The 17,415-nt window shown below is 66.7% G+C and carries 16 protein-coding genes; 14 read left to right on the top strand and 2 right to left on the bottom strand.

The annotated features are described in order from the left end of the window. The first annotated feature begins 2 nt into the window (after positions 1 to 2). The 4 genes from BLU38_RS08535 to BLU38_RS08520 all read left to right on the top strand — a co-directional run bounded on the left by BLU38_RS08535 (position 3) and on the right by BLU38_RS08520 (position 2,671). Entirely contained in the window at positions 3 to 737 is a 735-nt protein-coding gene (locus BLU38_RS08535; RefSeq protein WP_091532147.1) for a copper homeostasis protein CutC, read from the top strand. Beyond that, a complete protein-coding gene (locus tag BLU38_RS08530) occupies positions 737 to 1,009 on the top strand; it encodes a DUF4031 domain-containing protein (protein ID WP_091522945.1) in 273 nt (90 codons plus the stop codon). The genes BLU38_RS08535 and BLU38_RS08530 overlap by 1 nt, the downstream gene beginning before the upstream one ends. 38 nt (positions 1,010 to 1,047) lie before the next feature. After that, positions 1,048 to 1,911 carry a S66 peptidase family protein gene (locus BLU38_RS08525; RefSeq protein ID WP_197680047.1) on the top strand — a complete coding sequence of 288 codons (864 nt, stop codon included), beginning with the start codon at positions 1,048 to 1,050 and terminating at the stop codon, positions 1,909 to 1,911. 226 nt (positions 1,912 to 2,137) lie between these two features. Next, positions 2,138 to 2,671, top strand: coding sequence for a peptidoglycan-binding domain-containing protein (locus BLU38_RS08520; protein ID WP_197680046.1), 534 nt, complete (start codon positions 2,138 to 2,140; stop codon positions 2,669 to 2,671). Positions 2,672 to 2,679: 8 nt separating this feature from the next. On the opposite strand, the gene BLU38_RS08515 is transcribed toward BLU38_RS08520, so the two are convergent. Next, positions 2,680 to 4,806: a HelD family protein gene (locus tag BLU38_RS08515; RefSeq protein ID WP_091522938.1), complete on the bottom strand. Its 2,127-nt coding sequence runs from the start codon at positions 4,804 to 4,806 to the stop codon at positions 2,680 to 2,682. Between the two features lie 140 nt (positions 4,807 to 4,946). Between BLU38_RS08515 and BLU38_RS08510 the strand changes: the two genes are divergently transcribed. The 5 genes from BLU38_RS08510 (at position 4,947) to BLU38_RS08490 (ending at position 9,886) form a co-directional block, all read left to right on the top strand. After that, complete coding sequence (locus BLU38_RS08510; protein ID WP_091522935.1) at positions 4,947 to 5,501, top strand: NUDIX hydrolase; 555 nt, start codon at positions 4,947 to 4,949, stop codon at positions 5,499 to 5,501. Positions 5,502 to 5,643: 142 nt separating this feature from the next. After that, positions 5,644 to 6,789, top strand: a complete 1,146-nt coding sequence (locus BLU38_RS08505) for a glycosyltransferase family 4 protein (RefSeq protein WP_172836101.1) — start codon at positions 5,644 to 5,646, stop codon at positions 6,787 to 6,789. A 127-nt stretch (positions 6,790 to 6,916) separates the two neighbouring features. Next, the gene (locus tag BLU38_RS08500) at positions 6,917 to 7,270 is read left to right on the top strand and encodes a hypothetical protein (RefSeq protein ID WP_091522927.1); all 354 of its coding nucleotides are present in this window, start codon (positions 6,917 to 6,919) and stop codon (positions 7,268 to 7,270) included. Between the two features lie 104 nt (positions 7,271 to 7,374). Beyond that, the gene (locus BLU38_RS08495) at positions 7,375 to 8,550 is read left to right on the top strand and encodes an epoxide hydrolase family protein (RefSeq protein WP_091522923.1); all 1,176 of its coding nucleotides are present in this window, start codon (positions 7,375 to 7,377) and stop codon (positions 8,548 to 8,550) included. Positions 8,551 to 8,605: 55 nt separating this feature from the next. Then, positions 8,606 to 9,886: a hypothetical protein gene (locus tag BLU38_RS08490; protein ID WP_157683311.1), complete on the top strand. Its 1,281-nt coding sequence runs from the start codon at positions 8,606 to 8,608 to the stop codon at positions 9,884 to 9,886. A gap of 830 nt (positions 9,887 to 10,716) precedes the next feature. Here BLU38_RS08490 and BLU38_RS08485 read toward each other — a convergent pair. After that, positions 10,717 to 11,787 (bottom strand): phosphotransferase family protein, encoded by a 1,071-nt coding sequence (locus BLU38_RS08485; protein WP_157683310.1) that lies wholly within the window; start codon positions 11,785 to 11,787, stop codon positions 10,717 to 10,719. A gap of 88 nt (positions 11,788 to 11,875) precedes the next feature. Here BLU38_RS08485 and BLU38_RS08475 point away from each other — a divergent pair, with 88 nt between their 5' ends. The 5 genes from BLU38_RS08475 (at position 11,876) to BLU38_RS08455 (ending at position 17,414) form a co-directional block, all read left to right on the top strand. Further along, positions 11,876 to 12,064: a type II toxin-antitoxin system YoeB family toxin gene (locus BLU38_RS08475; RefSeq protein ID WP_331715070.1), complete on the top strand. Its 189-nt coding sequence runs from the start codon at positions 11,876 to 11,878 to the stop codon at positions 12,062 to 12,064. Positions 12,065 to 13,178: 1,114 nt separating this feature from the next. Continuing rightward, the gene (locus tag BLU38_RS08470) at positions 13,179 to 14,189 is read left to right on the top strand and encodes a LacI family DNA-binding transcriptional regulator (protein WP_091522912.1); all 1,011 of its coding nucleotides are present in this window, start codon (positions 13,179 to 13,181) and stop codon (positions 14,187 to 14,189) included. Between the two features lie 57 nt (positions 14,190 to 14,246). Next, the gene (locus BLU38_RS08465; RefSeq protein WP_091522907.1) at positions 14,247 to 15,596 is read left to right on the top strand and encodes an ABC transporter substrate-binding protein; all 1,350 of its coding nucleotides are present in this window, start codon (positions 14,247 to 14,249) and stop codon (positions 15,594 to 15,596) included. Then, positions 15,574 to 16,545, top strand: coding sequence for a carbohydrate ABC transporter permease (locus BLU38_RS08460; RefSeq protein WP_091522904.1), 972 nt, complete (start codon positions 15,574 to 15,576; stop codon positions 16,543 to 16,545). Before BLU38_RS08465 ends, BLU38_RS08460 begins: the two co-directional genes overlap by 23 nt. Beyond that, positions 16,542 to 17,414: a carbohydrate ABC transporter permease gene (locus tag BLU38_RS08455; RefSeq protein ID WP_091522901.1), complete on the top strand. Its 873-nt coding sequence runs from the start codon at positions 16,542 to 16,544 to the stop codon at positions 17,412 to 17,414. The genes BLU38_RS08460 and BLU38_RS08455 overlap by 4 nt, the downstream gene beginning before the upstream one ends. Position 17,415 lies beyond the last annotated feature (1 nt).

Raw genomic sequence — 17,415 nt, 5'->3', positions numbered from 1 at the left:
TGATGACCGGATTGCTCGAAGTGATTGCTCTGCATCCCGCCGACGCCGAACGCGCACAGCTCGGCGGCGCCGACCGACTGGAGGTCGTCGGCAGTATGGACAGCGACGGCCTGTCACCCGAGCCTGCCCTGGTGGGCCAGATCCGCCGGGCGACCGATCTGCCGCTGCGGGTGATGGTCCGGCTGCGGGACGGCTTCAGCACCGACGGTGGCGAGATGGTCCGGCTGAAGGCGCTCGCCGAGGGCTATCTCGAGGTCGGCGCCGAAGGCTTGGTGCTCGGCTTCCTCAACGGACACACCGAGATCGATGTCGAGGTGGTGTCGGAGCTGACCGCCGATCTGCAGTGCCCGTGGACCTTTCATCGGGCGATCGATGCGTGCATCTCCGCGGACCGGGCTTGGCGCGACCTTCGCCAGTTGCGGGATCTGGACCAGGTCCTGACGGCCGGCTCGGCCCGCGGCGTCGAGGACGGTCTGGACGATCTGCTGCGCCGGGCCGAGCAGGACGAGTTCGCCCGCGGACTGATCATGGCCGGCGGTGGGCTGCAGGCAGAACACGTGCCGTGGTTGGCCAATGCCGGTGTGACCGCGTTCCACATCGGCAGTTCTGCCCGGCCGACCGGTTCGTGGAAGGCCTACGTGGACGCCGATCTGGTCCGCAGCTGGCGGACCTTGATCGACAGCGCCGTGCAACGAGCCGCAGCCAACGACACGGTGGCCGGCGGTTCGGCGAGCTGATGGCGGTCTACATCGATGCGCCGAACTGGCCCGGACACGGTCGGCTCTGGTCGCACCTGATCAGCGACAGCTCGTTTGACGAACTGAACGCGTTCGCCGACCGGATCGGGATCCCACGCCGCGCCTTCGACCATGATCATTACGACGTACCCGCGGACCGATTCGACGACTGTTTGGCCGCAGGCGCCCAACAGCGCCGATCCCGCGAACTGGTACACCTGCTGACCGTGGCCGGGTTGAGAAGGAGAAAACGATCACGTCTGGCACGCTGAACTCGCGACGCTGGCCGGCGGCGATCGGTCCGGGGTCGGTGATCGCTCTGGTGGCGCCGAGCGGACCACTGGCGCCCGAACGGGTCGACCGCGGCATCGCCAGGCTCGAGACCGAATGGGGGTTCACGGTCCGACCGGGGCGGCACCTGCGCGATCGGCATCCCCGTCTGGGCTACCTGGCCGGCGACGATCAGGATCGCGCCGACGACCTGCTCGCAGCCTGGACCGACCCCGACATCGCCGCCGTCTGGTGTGCGCGCGGCGGGTACGGCGCGCAGCGGATGGTTGATCTGCTGGACTTCGCTGCGATGCGGACCGCCGGAACCAAACACCTGATCGGCTTCTCCGACATCACCGCGCTGCACACTCGGATCGGACGCGAGCTCGACCAGGTCACGCTGCACGCCCCCGTCGGTACCGGCGCTCAGCTCACCGACGAGCCGTCGGCGGCTGCGGTCCGTCGGCTGCTGACCGCGCGACCGGACCCTGGCACGGAGTTGATCACCGGCAGCATGTTGCGGCCGGGGACTGCCGAGGGCAGGCTGATCGGCGGCAATCTGGCGTTGATCGCCGGCGACCTCGGCGTCGAGCCTGCTCCGGGCGAGCCGAGCATCGTGATCCTGGAGGATGTCGGCGAGACCGGCTATCGGTTGGATCGGATGCTCACCCAGTTGCGTCGCTCCGGATGGTTCGGCAACGTCACCGGGATCGTGCTCGGCGATTTCACCGAGTCCGATCGGCGTGAGCAGATCGACGCCGTGTTGGTGGACCGGCTCGGTGATCTTGGTATCCCGGTGCTGCACCGGGCGGCGTTCGGCCACGACGATCGCAATCTCGCCCTGCCGCTCGGCGCAGTGGCGCGTCTGGACGCCGACGCCGGGACGCTGCGGCTGCACAGTTGATCACCGATACCCGCTATCCGACATTGTCGTCGGTTGTCGCCCGAGCGCGTCCGCCTGCGGGATGATCGGAGGATCAGACTTCGGAGCGAGACGTGCCGAAAACATCGTCCGGAAAGGGAATTCGGGCTGCGGTGGACCCTCTTCCGGCACTCCCGAGCGATTGCCAGGCTACCGGCTGTTCCTAGCGTTCCATCCGATGTGGAACAGCACCGATAAGGGGTCAGTCATGAACAACGCCATCAATCGCCGCTCGTTGATGCGGGCAGTGGCCGCGGTGCCCGTCGTCGCCGCGGTGTCGGCCGTCGGAGGAGTTGTCGCGGCACCGAGCGCCGCGGCGGACACCGGCGAACGAACCGTCGGCATCGAGGCGACCGGGCGGCCGGGGCGATCAGTGCCCATTCCGCAGCGGGTGGTGGCGCGCCATCAGCCCGGTGCCACCGCCGACAACACGGCCGCCATCTCGACGGTGGTCAATCTCGGCCTGAGCAGATCCGAGGCCATCCACGTCCAGTCCTGGTTGACGATGTACTGGGGCTACACGGGAGCCTGGGACGGTCTGCTCGGGACCAACAGTTGGAAGGCGTTCCAGCGTTGCCTGAAGACGTACTGGGGCTACACCGGCGCGATCGACGGCATCGTCGGTCACGGCACCATCTCGGCCCTGCAACGGCTGCTCAAGCGCTACGACGGCTACACCGGTCCGATCGACGGCATTGCCGGACCCGGGACCCGCGCGGCCTTCAAGCGGTTCGCTGCTTGACGATCGACTCAGGCCGCCGTGAGCTGCTCGGGTAGTGGCTCGGTGTGCACGATCTGTAAGGAGGTGACGGCGCGGGTCAGGCAGACATACAGCCGGCGCAGACCGGTCGTCCGATCCGGCTCGCCGGTGACGATGGCGGCCGGTTCGTACAGCACGACATGGTCGAACTCAAGGCCCTTGGCGATCGAGGCCGGCACAATGTCGACCCGTCGCTCGAAGGCAGCAGTGTCCACCGGGTCGGTTTCCTGGCCGAGCACGGCGAAGTCGATGCCGTGATCGGTCAGGCCGGCAGAAACCTTGTCCAGTAAGGCATCCGGAGTGATCAGCCCGATGCTGCCCTCGGACTTCAATGCAGTCCGGACGGCGTCGGCAAGATCATCCTCTGGTGATCGGGACGGCGTTAGGACGAGGTCACCACGGGTCCGGCGGATCGAGTGCGGCGGCGTCAGGTCCGGGGCGATACTCGGCAACAGCCGTCCGGCGAACTCGATCACTGCAGCCGGCACCCGGAAGCCGGCGACCAGTTCCTCCACCGTGGCGGCAGGCTTGCCCAGGTAGCCCAGCGTGTCGGCCCAGGAAGTCGTCGCCCACGGCGTCGTCGCCTGCGCAAGATCACCGAGCACGGTCACCGATCCGGTGCTGGCCCGACGACCGACCGCGCGCAACTGCATCGCCGACAGGTCCTGAGCCTCATCGATGATCACATGCCCGACACTTGAGGTCCGGTTGAGCTGGTCGGCCGCCTCGTCAACCAACACAATGTCGGCGGTCGACCACTTCATCGAACGCACCGAACGCGGTGGCTTGGCCAGCAGGATCTGTTGCTGTTCCTGCTCGCTCAGCAGGCCGTCGGCGTGCTCGGCCAGGAACTCCGGCTCCGACAGCAGTCGCATGATCAACTTTGCCGCATCGAGGGCGGGCCAGAGCTGCTCGGCGTAGGCCTTCACCGGCTTGCTGCGGGCCACCGCATTCTGCACCCGGTCGTCGGGGGAGTCGCCGGCCGCTTCCATCCGCAGCAGCACCTGATGGGCCAGTCGTTGCGGCAGGATCTCCCGGCCGGCGGCGTACCGGACCCCACGGTTCTTGATCGCCTCGACCATCTCGTCGGCGAGATAGGCCGCAACCCGCCACTGATGGGCGCCGCGCGGGACCACCAAGGTGCTGTCGGCGGGGCGCAGGTGGCTCCAGACTGCTCTCTTGATCACGTCGGCCATCCGGCTGTCGCCCTTGATCACCGCCGTCGTAGCGTCCTCCAGCCGGCCGACCGCCAGCCCGGTCGCCTTGCTCACCAGGGATTCCACGGTCGCTTGGGTGGCGTCGATCTCGCCCAGCGCCGGCAGTACGTCGGCGATGTAGGACAGGAAGCTGTCGTTCGGACCGATCACCAGCACACCGGATCGGGACAGCTGCTCGCGGTAGGCGTACAGCAGGAAGGCGGCCCGGTGCAGACCCACCGCGGTCTTCCCGGTGCCCGGTGCACCCTGCACACAGACCGACTGCGCCAGATCGGTCCGGACGATCACGTCCTGCTCGGGCTGGATGGTGGCGACGATGTCACGCATCGGCCCGGTCCGCGGGCGCTCGATCTCGGCTTCCAGGATGTCGGAGTTCTGCAGCTCTTCGCCGGCCGCCAGGTCCTCGTCCTCGAAGGCGGTCAGCAGGCCACTGTGGAAACCGAAACGGCGGCGCAGGCCGATGCCCATCGGCTCGTCGCGGGTGGCTCGGTAGAAGGGGAGCGCGACCGGCGCCCGCCAGTCGATCACCATCGGTTCGCCGCCGGCCTCACCGGTGACATGCCGTCGACCGATGTACACCTGTGGCGGCAGATCGGAGCGCAGGTAGTCGATCCGGCCGAAGAACAGCGGGACCGTCGGATCGTCCTGCAGCGACTTCACCCGGCGGTAGAGCACCTGCTTGAGGTGCACCGTCGAGACGTTCGGGCCCTCGCTGACGGCGGCGGCTCCTTCGGCGGACAGGCCGGAGACCCGGTCGCGCATCTGCCGCAGCGCGGCGCGGGATTCTTCCATGTGACGACGCTCGGCGAGGATCGCCTGATCGGTGATCTGATCTGACCCGTCGGCGATCTGGTCGGATCGGGAGGCGGCGGACTCGGTGGTGGACGGGCTTTCGGGCATGCGAGGCACTCCGATGCACATCGGGGAGGTTCGAGGGGCGCGCTGACGTTACTCTCGTGCAAGCAGCGGGGCAACCGGATTTCAACTCCGCCTGCTGTCGCCTGGCCAGTATCCCGAGGGACACGCCCTACTATGGGCGGGTGACCGATCCGCCCAGGACCTTCGTCATCCCGGACGATCCCGCCGATCGGCGCCGTCGCACCCGGACCGCAGCGCGGGTGATCGTGATCGATCCGGACGACCGGGTGCTGCTGTTCTGCGACACCGATCCGGGGTATCCCGATCGCCACTGGTGGGTGACCCCAGGCGGCGGAATCGATCCTGGTGAGACCGAGGCCGAAGCAGCGATCCGTGAGCTGGCGGAGGAGACCGGGTTGGAGGTCACCGAGGCCCAACTGATCGGGCCGATCGCCCGCCGCCGAGCGCAGCACGGTTACTCCGATCAGGTGCTCGATCAGACCGAAGCCTTCTTCGTCGTGCGGACCGATGCCTTCGTCCCCGACAACTCCGCCTTCACCGAGGAGGAGAAGGTGACGATGATCGACAACCGGTGGTGGGAGCCTGGCGAGCTGGCCGACACCGATGAGTGGATCTGGCCGAAGGAGCTCAGCCAGCTGGTCGGCTCGTTGAAGCGCCCGGGCCGGTGGCCGATCGACCTCGGGCTGGTCACCGAGGAGTCGACCCGCCCGGTCTAGCGCGTGTGCCGCACTGGTGCCACCGTGGCTGCGGTCCAGTTCCACCGTGATCGGCACCGCTGCCGGTCCGTTCATCGCGATGTCGTGACCGCGCCGGATGGCAGAGCAGCAGCGTTTCCGGGCGGCTCCTACGCTCGGTGGCATGCGGATCGCATTCGGCTCCGAGACCTGGGCGCCGTCGGTCGACGGTGTCGTCACCCGGTTGCGGGCGACGGTGACAGAACTACGCCGGGCCGGCCACGAGGTGCTGCTGATCGTGCCGGACGGAGCCGGCGTCCGGGAGCATCCCGACGGCGTACGGGTCGTCGAGTTGCCGTCGGTCAGCTCCCGTTTCGTCTCCGGCGGCCGGATCTTCGGGCTGCCGTGGCGGGGTCCGGTCGAGCGGGCGTTGCGAGAGTTCCGGCCCGATCTGGTGCATGTGCTCAGTCCCTACATCTTGGGACGGGCGGTGCTCGCCGCTGCCGAGTCCCTCGAGTTGCCCGTGGTCACCTCGTTCCATCAGGATCTGGCCACCGCCGCCCGGCATGCCGGCCTCGGACTGCTGAGCGGCCCGATCTGGGCCTATCTGCGGCATCAGCACGGTTCGTCGGACCGCACCCTGGTCACCTCGCAGGCGATGGCCGAGCTGCTGCCTCGGCACCGGATCGAGCCGGTCGAGCTGTGGCCGTTCGGGGTGGACCTGGAACGCTTCCATCCGCGCCGCCGCGACGAGGCTGTGCGCCGGGCGCTGCTGGGTGATCATGACCGGAACGACGTGGTGGCGTTGTACGTCGGACGGCTGGCGCCGGAGAAGGGCCTGCGGCGGCTCTATCCGCTGGCGCGGGCCCGCGGTGTCCGGCTGGTACTGGCCGGCGACGGGCCGATGCGGAACCAGCTGGTCGAGGATCTGGCCGACACCGACACCCTGTTCACCGGGTGGTTGGCCGGCGACGAACTGGCCGACCTGTACGCCTCCGCTGACGTCTTCACCTTCCCGTCGAACACCGAGACCCTCGGCTTCGTGCTGATCGAGGCCCTGGCCTCGGGACTGCCGGTGCTGGCCGCCGACAGTGCTCCGACCGCCGAGATCCTCGGTGGTTCGTCCGGTGGCGCGGTGGTCGCGGAGCACGACTGGGGGCGAGCACCGCAGCTGATCCGCAGTCTGTTGACCCCGAGCCGGCAGACGGTCTCCCGGGCGGCTCGTCGGCGATCACTGAACTGGGACTGGACCGTGGCGACCGAGGCCCTGGTCGACATCTACCGCGCGGTGCTGCAGGTGGATCGGCTGCGGGCACCCGCAGCATCCTGAACGGCCCCGCGCGGTCACGGCTGGGAGTTGCTTGATTACAGCTTGGAATCGACGGGCGCATTCGCCTCGACGATCGCGAATCCGTGGCTACAGTTACTGCTGTGACTCATGTGATTGAGGTGGCGTGATGTCGGCGATCGCCAATCCGCTGTTGCATCAGGTGCTGCATCGCCGTCGGCTGCGTCGGCGAGCCCGGCTCGGTGCGGTCTGCTGGGCACTGCTCGGCGGGCTGCACATCGCGGTCTGGTGGGCCGCCTTCGAGCATGACCAATCGATCCTCCCGCAGCCGGTGCTGGACGCGGCGGTCTGGCCGCTCCTGCTGGCCGCAACCGGGGCCTTCGTCGTGACGGCGTACTACACCGCACGCTGGTTCCTCGCACCCGGCGATCCCACCTCCTTCGAGTGGTTGGAACAATCGCAGGCCGGCCCCGGCGTCGCCGGCGAGTCGGAGTCATCGGCGCTGGCACAGCCGGTCGCCTAGCGCCGTCCTAGGCTCGCGAGTCGGCCGCCGTACAGCGGTCAAAAACTGTCCCGAATGATCCCTAGCCTGATGGTCACCAGGAATCGAGGCGGGGAGGGTTCGCGATGCGATCGTTCACATTCGAGGTCGACCGGGCAGAGATCGATCTGTTGCGGCAACGGTTGGCGGCCACTCGGTGGCCGGAGCCGTTGCCAGGGGTCGCGGACTGGTCGAAGGGCGTACCTGTCGACCAGGCACGACAATGGGCCGCAGAGCTCGCCGCCTTCGATGTCGAGGCGTTGCGAGCCGAACTGAACGCGCTGCCCCAGTTCGTCACCGAGATCGACGGCGAGTCGATCCACTTCGTCCATGTCCGATCCGAGCGTGCTGACGCCAACGGCCTGCTGCTCCTGCATGGCTGGCCCGGCACGGTGGTCGAGCTGATCGACCTGATCGAGCCGCTGACCGCCCCGCCATCGGACGTGCCGGCGTACCACGTGGTGCTCCCTTCCCATCCCGGCACCGGTCTGTCCGGACCGACCAGGCAGCCGGGCTGGGGCGTGGACCGGACCGCTCGGGCCTACGCCGCGTTGATGTCGGATCTCGGGTACGACGGCTACCTCGTCCAGGGCGGTGATCACGGCGCGGTGCTGGCGCCACACCTGGGCCGGGTGGATGCAGCCCATGTCCGTGGGGTGCACGTCAACGCCGCCTCCCTCGGCTTCATCCCGATGGGTCCGGTTGACGAGGCGACGATGGCCGGGATGACTGCGGTCGAGCGTCGTCGGATGGCGATGATCGACGCGTTCATGACCGACGGGAACGCCTACAACCTGATGCAGGCGACCCGACCGCAAACCATCGGCTACGGCCTGGAGGACTCGCCGATCGCATTACTCACCTGGATCGTGGAGAAGGTCGAGGCCTGGACCCATACGCCCCAGGCACTGGTTGATTCGCACTACCGCAATCGCCACCTGGCCAACGTGCTGCTGTACTGGTTGACCAGGACGGCGACATCCACGGCCAACAACGTCTACGCCGAATACAGCCGCTTGTTCGCCGATCCGACGGCGTTCGAGATCTCCGGTGTTCCGACCGCCGTGATCGCCTATGCCGAGGACCCGTCGATCCGGCAGTTCGCCGAGCAGACCAACAGGATCGTGCGGTGGACCGACCGCGATGAGGGAGGGCATTTCGCCGCGCTCGAACAGCCGGCGAGCCTGATCGAGGATCTGCGCTCCTTCACCCGGTCGCTGCCGGTGCCGGCGGCGCCGCAGCACGAGCATCGGCAGGGCTGAGTGCCCGGTCGGCCGGGATCGGAGATGGACGGCTCACACGGTTACAGTGTCCGGCGTGTTCGCTCCTCGAATGACGGCCGTCGCGCTGTCCTGCCTGCTGCTGCTCGCTGGTTGCAGCTCTGCCGGGACCGACCCGGAATCGTCGGATCCGGCAGCACCCGCCTCGTCGGCCGCCGGCAAGGGTGCGAGTTCGGCGGCTCCCTCGACCCCGGGCGAGGGCGATCGGGGTGACGTCCGGCTCGGCGAGGTCGATCTGAAGAAGTTCAGCTACCGCGGCGGCTGCGGTTTCGAGGTGCCGGCCGAACCCGTCACGCTGCGGGACGGCAAACAGTCGGAGAAGACTCCCGGATTCGGTGGGCTGCGGAGCGAGGCGGAGCTGACCGGGAGTCAGCAGGTGACGATCGACGGCCGGGATTACGTGCTGGCCAGGTTCTCCTGTGAGGTCGGAGACCAGAAGCTGGTTGCCGCCCACCTGATCGGGTCGGTCGACGGCGAGCCCGAGGATCTGGGGATCGTGGCCACCGGTTCCAAGATCACCGCTGACGGGGATGATGATCAACTGGCCTTCGAGACCAGCTATCGGACGGTCGAGGACGGCGACGACGAGGCCACCGGCAAGACGTCGTACAAGATCGAGATGATCGGCAACACGCCGGTCCGGATCTTCGGCGGCGAGGACGGCAGTAAGATCGACCCCGCCGTCAAGCAATTGCCGGCACACGGCTACGACGCCGGCCTGGTCGGGATCGAAGGCTATCTGGATGACGCCGACGAGGCGACCTGGCTGGTCGGGATGCTCGACAAGCCCGGGCAGGTCCTCAGCTCCGACACCATCGGCGGTGGGTACGAGGGCGAATGTCTGACGCTCTCGGTGCACACCCAGGCGGGTGAGAAGCTCGATGGTGGACTGCGGTCCTTCCCCGATGACGACGCGGCCACCGGCACCGCGCTGGATGTCAAACCCGAATCCGAGGCCGAGCCCGGCGAACGGTCGGACCTGTCGCTCCCGGTCAAGAACCAACAGGCCGGACTGCTGATCCCGGTCAACGGTGTGGTGCCGGCGCTGGCCACCGTCACCACGCGGACCTCCGATGATCAACTCAAATCACCGTTGGTGATCACCCGGGCGCCGGCCGACGCGTGGCTGGACATTTGGCGTTTCGGCGCGGCATCCGGCAGCGAATACCCGCTGCCGATCGGTGCCTTCGCCACTCCGGACGGCAAGATCGCGATGACCGGCGCCTGGTACAAGGCGCCGATCGACGAGGCGGGCGCAGCCTTCGGGATGCGGCCGTTGGTCGCTCCGGAGGCGATGGGGGAGAAGACCTGCGGCTGAGCCGGCCGAATGTCCGGTGGCCCGGTTGGACCGGTGCGGTCGGCGCGCCGCCCGCCGGTTCCGATTGTCGAGATCGGCCGAAGACCGGCCGCTCGACCTCGGCGTCGTTCGACAAACGCGCCCGGCGCAACATGGTCGTCAATCCTGCGCAGTCCGAGGAGCTTGACGGCGGTCCGTCGGTGATCATGCTCTTCGAGTCACCGATGACTCCAGAGCATCGTCGCGGGGATTGGGTGGATTTTGGTGTGAACTCGGTCCGAATTCCACCCGCTGGCGGCTTCGTCGGTGCTCGGAGCGAGTGCCGCCCGCTCAGGTGGTCGGTGTCTGGGCGGAACGAGATCGTGATGTGCAGGGGATTCTCCGGCAGCACCGATGACCGATCGGTGCCGGCGGGGCGAGGGAAGGTTTCCGCCGGAACATCCCACTGTGGAGCACCACGCCTGATCGCCCGGTGCTGAACTCATCCGGACAGCAGTGGTGTGTCCTATCCGCCGGTGCTGCTGCGTCGGTGTGAGTAGATCGTCGACGGCGATCAGTCCGTGCGAGTCGGCTGGCGGTGATTGTTGCAACGCAGAGGACTGCAATGCCGACACCGGCTCGGAGGTACCAAGGCCAATTGGTAAAGCCGACAATCAAGATGCTCGCTGCCATCGCGACGAGGGGTACAGCGGCCCTGCTGTCCCTGGTGTGATCGGTGCGATCGGTGTGATCGGTGCCCGCCATGGTCCCAGTGCAGCACGGTGAGGCGTTGGATAGGCGGGCTGCCCGGTGATCGATCCCCTGCGCAACGGATTCCTGTTCGCGACCGAGCGTTGTCGGTGGTTCTCTTCTCAGGAGAGGTCGTCGATGAGTTGGTTGGCCCATGCGATGTGCGCCGGTGCCCAGTCGGGTTCCCAGGCGGCTTCGACGACGCAGATGTGGAATCGGTAGAAGGTCATCATCCGCCGGGCGCGAGCGCGGTGCTGTGGGTTCCGGCGGAGGTAGCACGCGTGCAGGGTCGGGTGTAGCTGCGCGGGTCTGGGATCGTCGGCGGGGCCGCCGCCGACGAACCGAACGAGGTCGTAGAGCGGGTCGCCGATAAGGGCGTCGCCCCAATCCACGATCGATGTCACGTCCCCGGTGCCGGGGTCGACGAAGAGCTCACGATCACCGAGGTCGGCGTGCAGCAGGGCGGCCGGCGCCGCGTCGAGGTCGGTAGCGAATTTCTCGCACAGATGGTGTGATCGGGCCAGGAAATGATCGGAAGCTGCCCCGTTGGCTGCAAGCTGGTCCAGCGCCCGTTCGATGATGCGTTGTTGCCATTCGGACCAGGTTGCGAAGACAGCGTGGGTTCCGCCGGGTCCGAGTGGTCCGTGGCCGGGCAACGTCACCTGATGGAGCCGGGTGTAGCACTCGGCAAGATCGTCCAGAGTCTGGCTTGTCGTGGGCGCGGTTCGGCCGACATCTTGCATGGGTTCTCCGCTGGCGGATCTGGTGATGATCCAGCGCCCTCCGGGGAGTTGTTTGTCGGTGCCGGTCGCGAGGACATCGACGGTCGGGACGCCTGCGCTTCGGGCAAGCGCGATGGCTGCCGCCTCGGTGTGGACGTCTTGATCGGCAGCGGCTTTGATGAAGATGGTCAGTTCGTCATCGATAACCGTCCGGACGACAAGCGTCGAGCCCCACGTCCACTCGGCGTCGACCTTGACGGGTGATCGCCCGACGGCGTCAGCGAGAATGGCTACGGCGCGGTGATGGGCGGGCGACATGTCCACCCCCGTCACGTTAGGTCGATCGTCAATCCCTTTTGGGCGCCCGGTCACGTCGGGCGAGTGCCCGGTCAGCGATCCGCTTGCGGCAGGTTGTGCATCTCGATCTTCCTGACTTGGGGCTGCCTGAGACGGCGTATCGGATGAGGTCACCGGCCAACGTGCGTCGGTTGTTGGATGCGATGGAGCGACTGGAAGCCGGAGAGGGCGAAGCTCACGATCTGGTCGGCAACGACTGAAGATGCGTCTGGTCTGGGACATCAACGCGTGGCAGGACTACGTCTGGTGGCAGTCGCAGGATCGCAGGACGTTGAAGCGGATCAACCTGTTGGTCCAAGACATCATCGGTAACGGCAACGAGGGAATCGGTAAACCGGAGCCGTTGCGCCACGACTTTGCCCGCTACTGGTCCGCGGCGGATCAGCGATGAGCATCGGCTGGTCTACAAGATCGTCGATGACTCTGAGGCGCGGATCGCGGCGTGTCGTTACCGCAACGGCCGATAGCGGTCTGTCCGATCGACGATCGCTGACCGAGCACTCTGGATTGGCGGCACGAATCTCTCCGGACGTTCCAGCAGGAACGCCTCTGTTGAGCCCGTCAGACCGGGGCTCGGCAAGCTACTCGAGCTTTGCGTTGTCGATCCTCGATCCTGAGAGCTCGATCCTCGAGTAAATCGCCATCTGCGCGGCAACGGGCGCAGGTCGGCAGCGGCTGGAGGTCGAACAGGCACCGTGACCCAAGTTGCCCGAGCAGCATGCGGGGATCTTGCCAATTCTGCAACAACGCTCCCGGGCAAGTTCGCCGGGTACAGATAGCCGTGCAACCTACCGGGTCAGGTTCCACCGCCGACACGATCAGACGACGCCCCCTGGCGGATAGGCGTCCGGGCACCATCATCGGGCACCCGGTCGAGCGTCGAGCTGGTGTTGAACTGGGGATCCCTCCCGGACACCGGCGGCGCCCGGGCGACCAGAATGACGACCGGCTCGTGGGGCATCGATCGTCTGTGACACAGCGATCCTTGCGCTTGCTCGACTGCCCGGGTGACCGGGCTGTCTGCCCGCCACGGTCGACGTGCGGGCGGCTAGCGACGGTGTTCGCCAGGGATCTCTTCCGCGGGCGGCTGAAGTCGTGCTCCAGGCGTTCGTGCGGGAACGCCGCGGGCTGTCAAACCGGCGAAACCACGCAGGGTCTGGTTCTGTAGACGCTCCATGAGTTCATCCACGATGCGGCGTAAGCCGCACTGATCCGGGATCTGTGCGCCGCCCGCTGATCGCCTCGCCCCGGCTCCGGGGTGCGCGGGTGTCAGTCGGTCCAGGGCAGCGTATCGGGACCGGCCGCGAGCAACTGTGCTGAATCACCGTCTCTGCGGCGGCAGCCGGCGAGCAGACCGTGCGATCGTGGTGTTCAACAGGCATTGCGCTCTTGTTGATCTTTCTTCGATCTCAACACCGAGCACACATCTCTTGACGCTCGTGCTCGGTGCGTCCTACTGTGTTATCGGTTACAGCTGTAATCGATAACACTCGTGAGAGGTTTCGATGGCCGATCAGGTGACGGCGTACGACGTGGCGGCCCGGGCCGGGCTGTCGGTCGGGACCGTGTCGCGCTACCTGACCGGCAACGGCTATGTCGGCGAGGCGTCCCGGGCCAGGATCGCCCGGGCGATCGGTGAGCTCGGCTACGTCCGCAGCAGCGCGGCGGCCAGCCTGCGGACCCGGAAGAGCGGGATGCTCGGCTTCGTCGTGTCCGATCTTCGCAACCCGTTCACCGCCGAGCTGGCGGTCGCGATCCAGGAACGGGCTCGCGACGCGGGCTGCGTGGTCTTCCTGGCACACACGATGGGCGAGCCTGACCGGGCGATGGAGGCGATCGATCAGCTGCAGAGCCACGGTGTCGACGGGATCGTGATCACGCCGCCGGCATCGGCACAGCTGGTCGAACGGCTGGCGGAGCTGCGGGCCGGGGGCACTCCGGTGGTCGGTATCGGGCTGCGGACCGATCCCCAGGTGATCGACCTGGCGACCGTCGACACCCGGACCGGTGCCGGCGAGCTCGTCGATCACCTCGTCGGGCTCGGTCATGCCCGGATCGGCTACGTCGGCAACGATCGCAGCAGCGGCCGCTATCGGGGATACAAGGCAGGGTTGAAGGCTGCCGGCCTCGAGCTCGAGCAGGACCTGATCCGGGTCGGGCCGGCCGATCGGTCGACCGCCTGGGATGCCGCCGAAGCGTTGCTCACCGGTCGCCGACCGCCGACCGCGATCTTCGGTTTCAACGACGCCACCGCGCTGGCGGTGCTGCAGCGGGCCTACCAGATCGGCATCCGGGTCCCCGAACAGCTCTCGGTGGTCGGCTTCGACGACGTCGACCTCGCAGCACACTCGGTACCGCCGTTGACCACGATGGCGCAGCCGAAGGTCGAGCTCGGCCGCCGAGCCGTCGACATGATCATCCAGCAATTGGGGTCCGGTGTCGGAGAACCGACAACCGCGACCTTGACCACCCAGCTGGTGCTGCGTGCGTCCACCGCGGCGCCGCATCACCGCTGACCCGCAACGAAGCGAGGGAACACACCATGTCAGCACCATCAGGCATCAGGACCGACGATGATCAACAATGACATCGCACCGAAGATGAGACTCAGCCGCCGCGGGCTTCTCGGGGTCGGGACGGCGGCAGCGGCCGGCGTGGTCGCCGGTTGCACGGGAGGGAAAGGGCTTCCGGGGACCGACACTTCCGGCGACGCCGGCTCGGGAACCGGAACGATCCAATGGTGGACCAATCACACCGAGGAGGACACCAAGCTCTTCAAGGAACGCATCGAGGCGTTCAACAAGGCCCATCCCGACATCACCGTCAAGCTGCTCAACATCGCCGAGGGTGAGCAGTACTACACCAAGATCAACACCGCCGCGGTCGCCGGGAAGCTGGCCGACGTCTTCTACACCCGCAGCTTCGACATCGCGCCGTTCGTCGCCCGCGATTGGCTCCTTCCGCTGAAGGACCTGATCGGCAAGGATCGTGGTGAGGTACGGCCGGACGACTTCTGGCCGGCCGAGGTTGCGCAGCTGACCGTCGATGACAGCCTGTACGCGCTGCCGTACGACTTCTCCAACTTCGCGATCTATGTGAACAAGACCCTGCTCGACAAGCAAGGGATCTCGATGCCCACCGACGACTGGACCTGGGACGACCTGTTCGAGATGGGCAAGCCGTTCGTCAAGCGGAAGGGCGCACGGCAGATCCGCTGGGGCGTCGGACTGACGACGACCGACTGGTTTGCGATGGGGGTCTTCGATGCGCACGGTGGCGAGACCTTCAGCAAGGACCTGACCTCCTGCGTGGTCGACAATGCGGCCAATCTCGGTGTGGTCACGGGCTGGGCGGAGCAGATGAAGGCCGGCGTCGTTCCGGCCACCGGCAGCACCCCGGAGGGGGTCGACATCTTCGCCTCGCAGCTGGTCCCGTTCAACGTCAACGGTTCCTGGGCGACCTTGCAGACCAGAGCAGCGGTTGCCGACAAGTTCGAGTGGGATGTCGTCCGGCTGCCGAAGGGGCCGTCGGGCAAGCGGTCGGTCTCGGCGGCGGGCGGTGCGTGGAGTATCGCCAAGGCATCCAAGAATCAGGCGGCGGCATGGACCTTCCTGAAGTTCATCACCAGCGAGGAGTCGACCGACAAGCTGATCGCCGACGTGACCAGAAGCATTCCCGGGCGGCAGTCATCGGCCAAACGCTGGGAACAGGTGGTGAGCACCGGCAAGCTACCGCCGTCGTCGGCAGAGATCTTCCCGCAGCAGATGGCCGACGACGCGGTCAACTGGTCCTACCCGAAGTTCTGGTCGGAGTTCGAGCAGGCCTGGAACACCCAGTTCGACACGTTGGGCGTCCGGGGCAAGCCCGCGACCATCCTGACCAAGATCCAGGACGACACCAATGTCGCAGCTAAGCGTTACTGACCGTCCCGGGGCCGCAACACCCGCAGGGCGTCCGGCGGCCGGGCAGCAACGGAGGCGTCGCTCGACACTGGCCCGACGCGAGGCCTGGACCGGGCTGCTCTGGGTCCAGGCCTGGCTGCTCGGCTTCGTCCTGTTCACCGCCGGTCCGATCCTCGGCGCGCTCTACCTGGCCTTCACCGATTGGAAGGGCAGCGGCGTTCCGCGATTCGTCGGTCTGCAGAACTTCATCGAGATCTTCACCGCCGACCCGCTCTTCTGGCAGTCGCTCAAGGTGACCGGGATCTTCGCCCTGCTGTACCTCCCGGCGAGTCTGCTGATCGGGCTCGGGATGGCGATGCTGATGAATCAGAAGCTGATCGGTGTCCGGGTCTTCCGGACCATCTACTATCTGCCGTCGGTGCTGTCAGGCGTCGCCGTCGCGATCCTGTGGAACTTCGTCTTCCACCGCGAGTACGGGATCCTGAACGGCTTCATCGGCCTGTTCGGGGTGCCGCCCGTCCCCTGGCTGCAGGACCCGAGATGGGTGTTGCCGGCGTTGGTGATCATGCAGCTGTGGGGTGTCGGCTCCTCGGTGATCATCTATCTCGGCGGCCTGCAGGGGATCCCGAGCGAGCTGTACGAGGTGGCCAAGATCGACGGCGCCGGCTGGTGGCACACACTGCGCAACATCACGCTGCCGATGATGTCCCCGGTGATCTTCTTCCAGCTCGTGCTCGGGCTGATCGCGACGTTCCAGGTGTTCACGCAGGCGTACGTGATGACCGGTGGTGGCCCGGATTACGGCAGCTACTTCTACGCGCTGAGCATCTACAACCGCGCCTTCGTCGAGCTCCGCCTCGGGTACGCCTCGGCGCTGTCGGTGGTGCTGTTCGTGATCATCGTCGCGGTCACCGGTGTGATCTTCAAGACGTCGAAGGCGTGGGTGTATTACGCAGGGGAGAGCCGATGAGTGGTTTTGAAGCAACGGAGAAGTCCTACCGCGGCGTGACGGGCACCGCTGAGCGGGTCCGGCGCGGCGGCTCCTACCTGGTGCTGCTGATCGGTGCCGTCACCTTCCTGGTCCCGTTCGCCTGGATGCTGACCACGAGTCTGAAGACACCGGAGGAGATCTACGCCTATCCGATCAGGTGGATACCGCAACATCCGCAGTGGCACACCTATACCGATCTGTTCGCCGACGGCCCGTTCCTGCGGTACATCCTCAACTCGGTGCTGATCACCTTCGTCGGCGTCGCCTTCTCACTGATCGGCAGCTCGTTCGCCGCCTACGCCTTCGCCAGGCTGCGATTCCCCGGACGAGATGCGCTGTTCTTCGTGATGCTGGCGACGATCATGGTCCCGGCCTGGTCGACGCTGATCCCGTCCTTCGTGATGTTCGGCCTGCTCGGCTGGCTCGATACCTATCTGCCGATCCTGGTGCCCGCGCTGTTCGCGACACCGTTCAACACCTTCCTGCTCCGACAGTTCTTCCTGTCCATCCCGCGCGAGTTGGAGGATGCGGCGAAGGTTGACGGAGCGAGCACCCTGCGCTGCTTCCTGACCGTGGTGCTGCCGCTGGCCCGGCCGGCGTTGATCATCGTCGCGCTGTTCGCGTTCCTGTTCTACTGGAACGATTTCCTCGGACCACTGATCTATCTGTCGTCACAGGACAAGTTCCCGATCTCGTTGGGGATCATGAACTTCGTCGGGGAGAAGTCCCAGGACTTCGCCAGCATGATGGCCGCGGCCACGGTGGCGATGGCGCCGTGTGTCGTTCTGTTCTTCATCGCCCAGCGCTGGTTCGTGCAGGGCGTCGTGATCACCGGAGTGAAGGGATAAC

It is taken from the genome of Microlunatus soli, assembly GCF_900105385.1.
Lineage (GTDB): Bacteria > Actinomycetota > Actinomycetes > Propionibacteriales > Propionibacteriaceae > Microlunatus > Microlunatus soli.
Note: the sequence above shows the minus strand (reverse complement) of the source record. Positions and strands in the feature narration are given on the sequence as shown.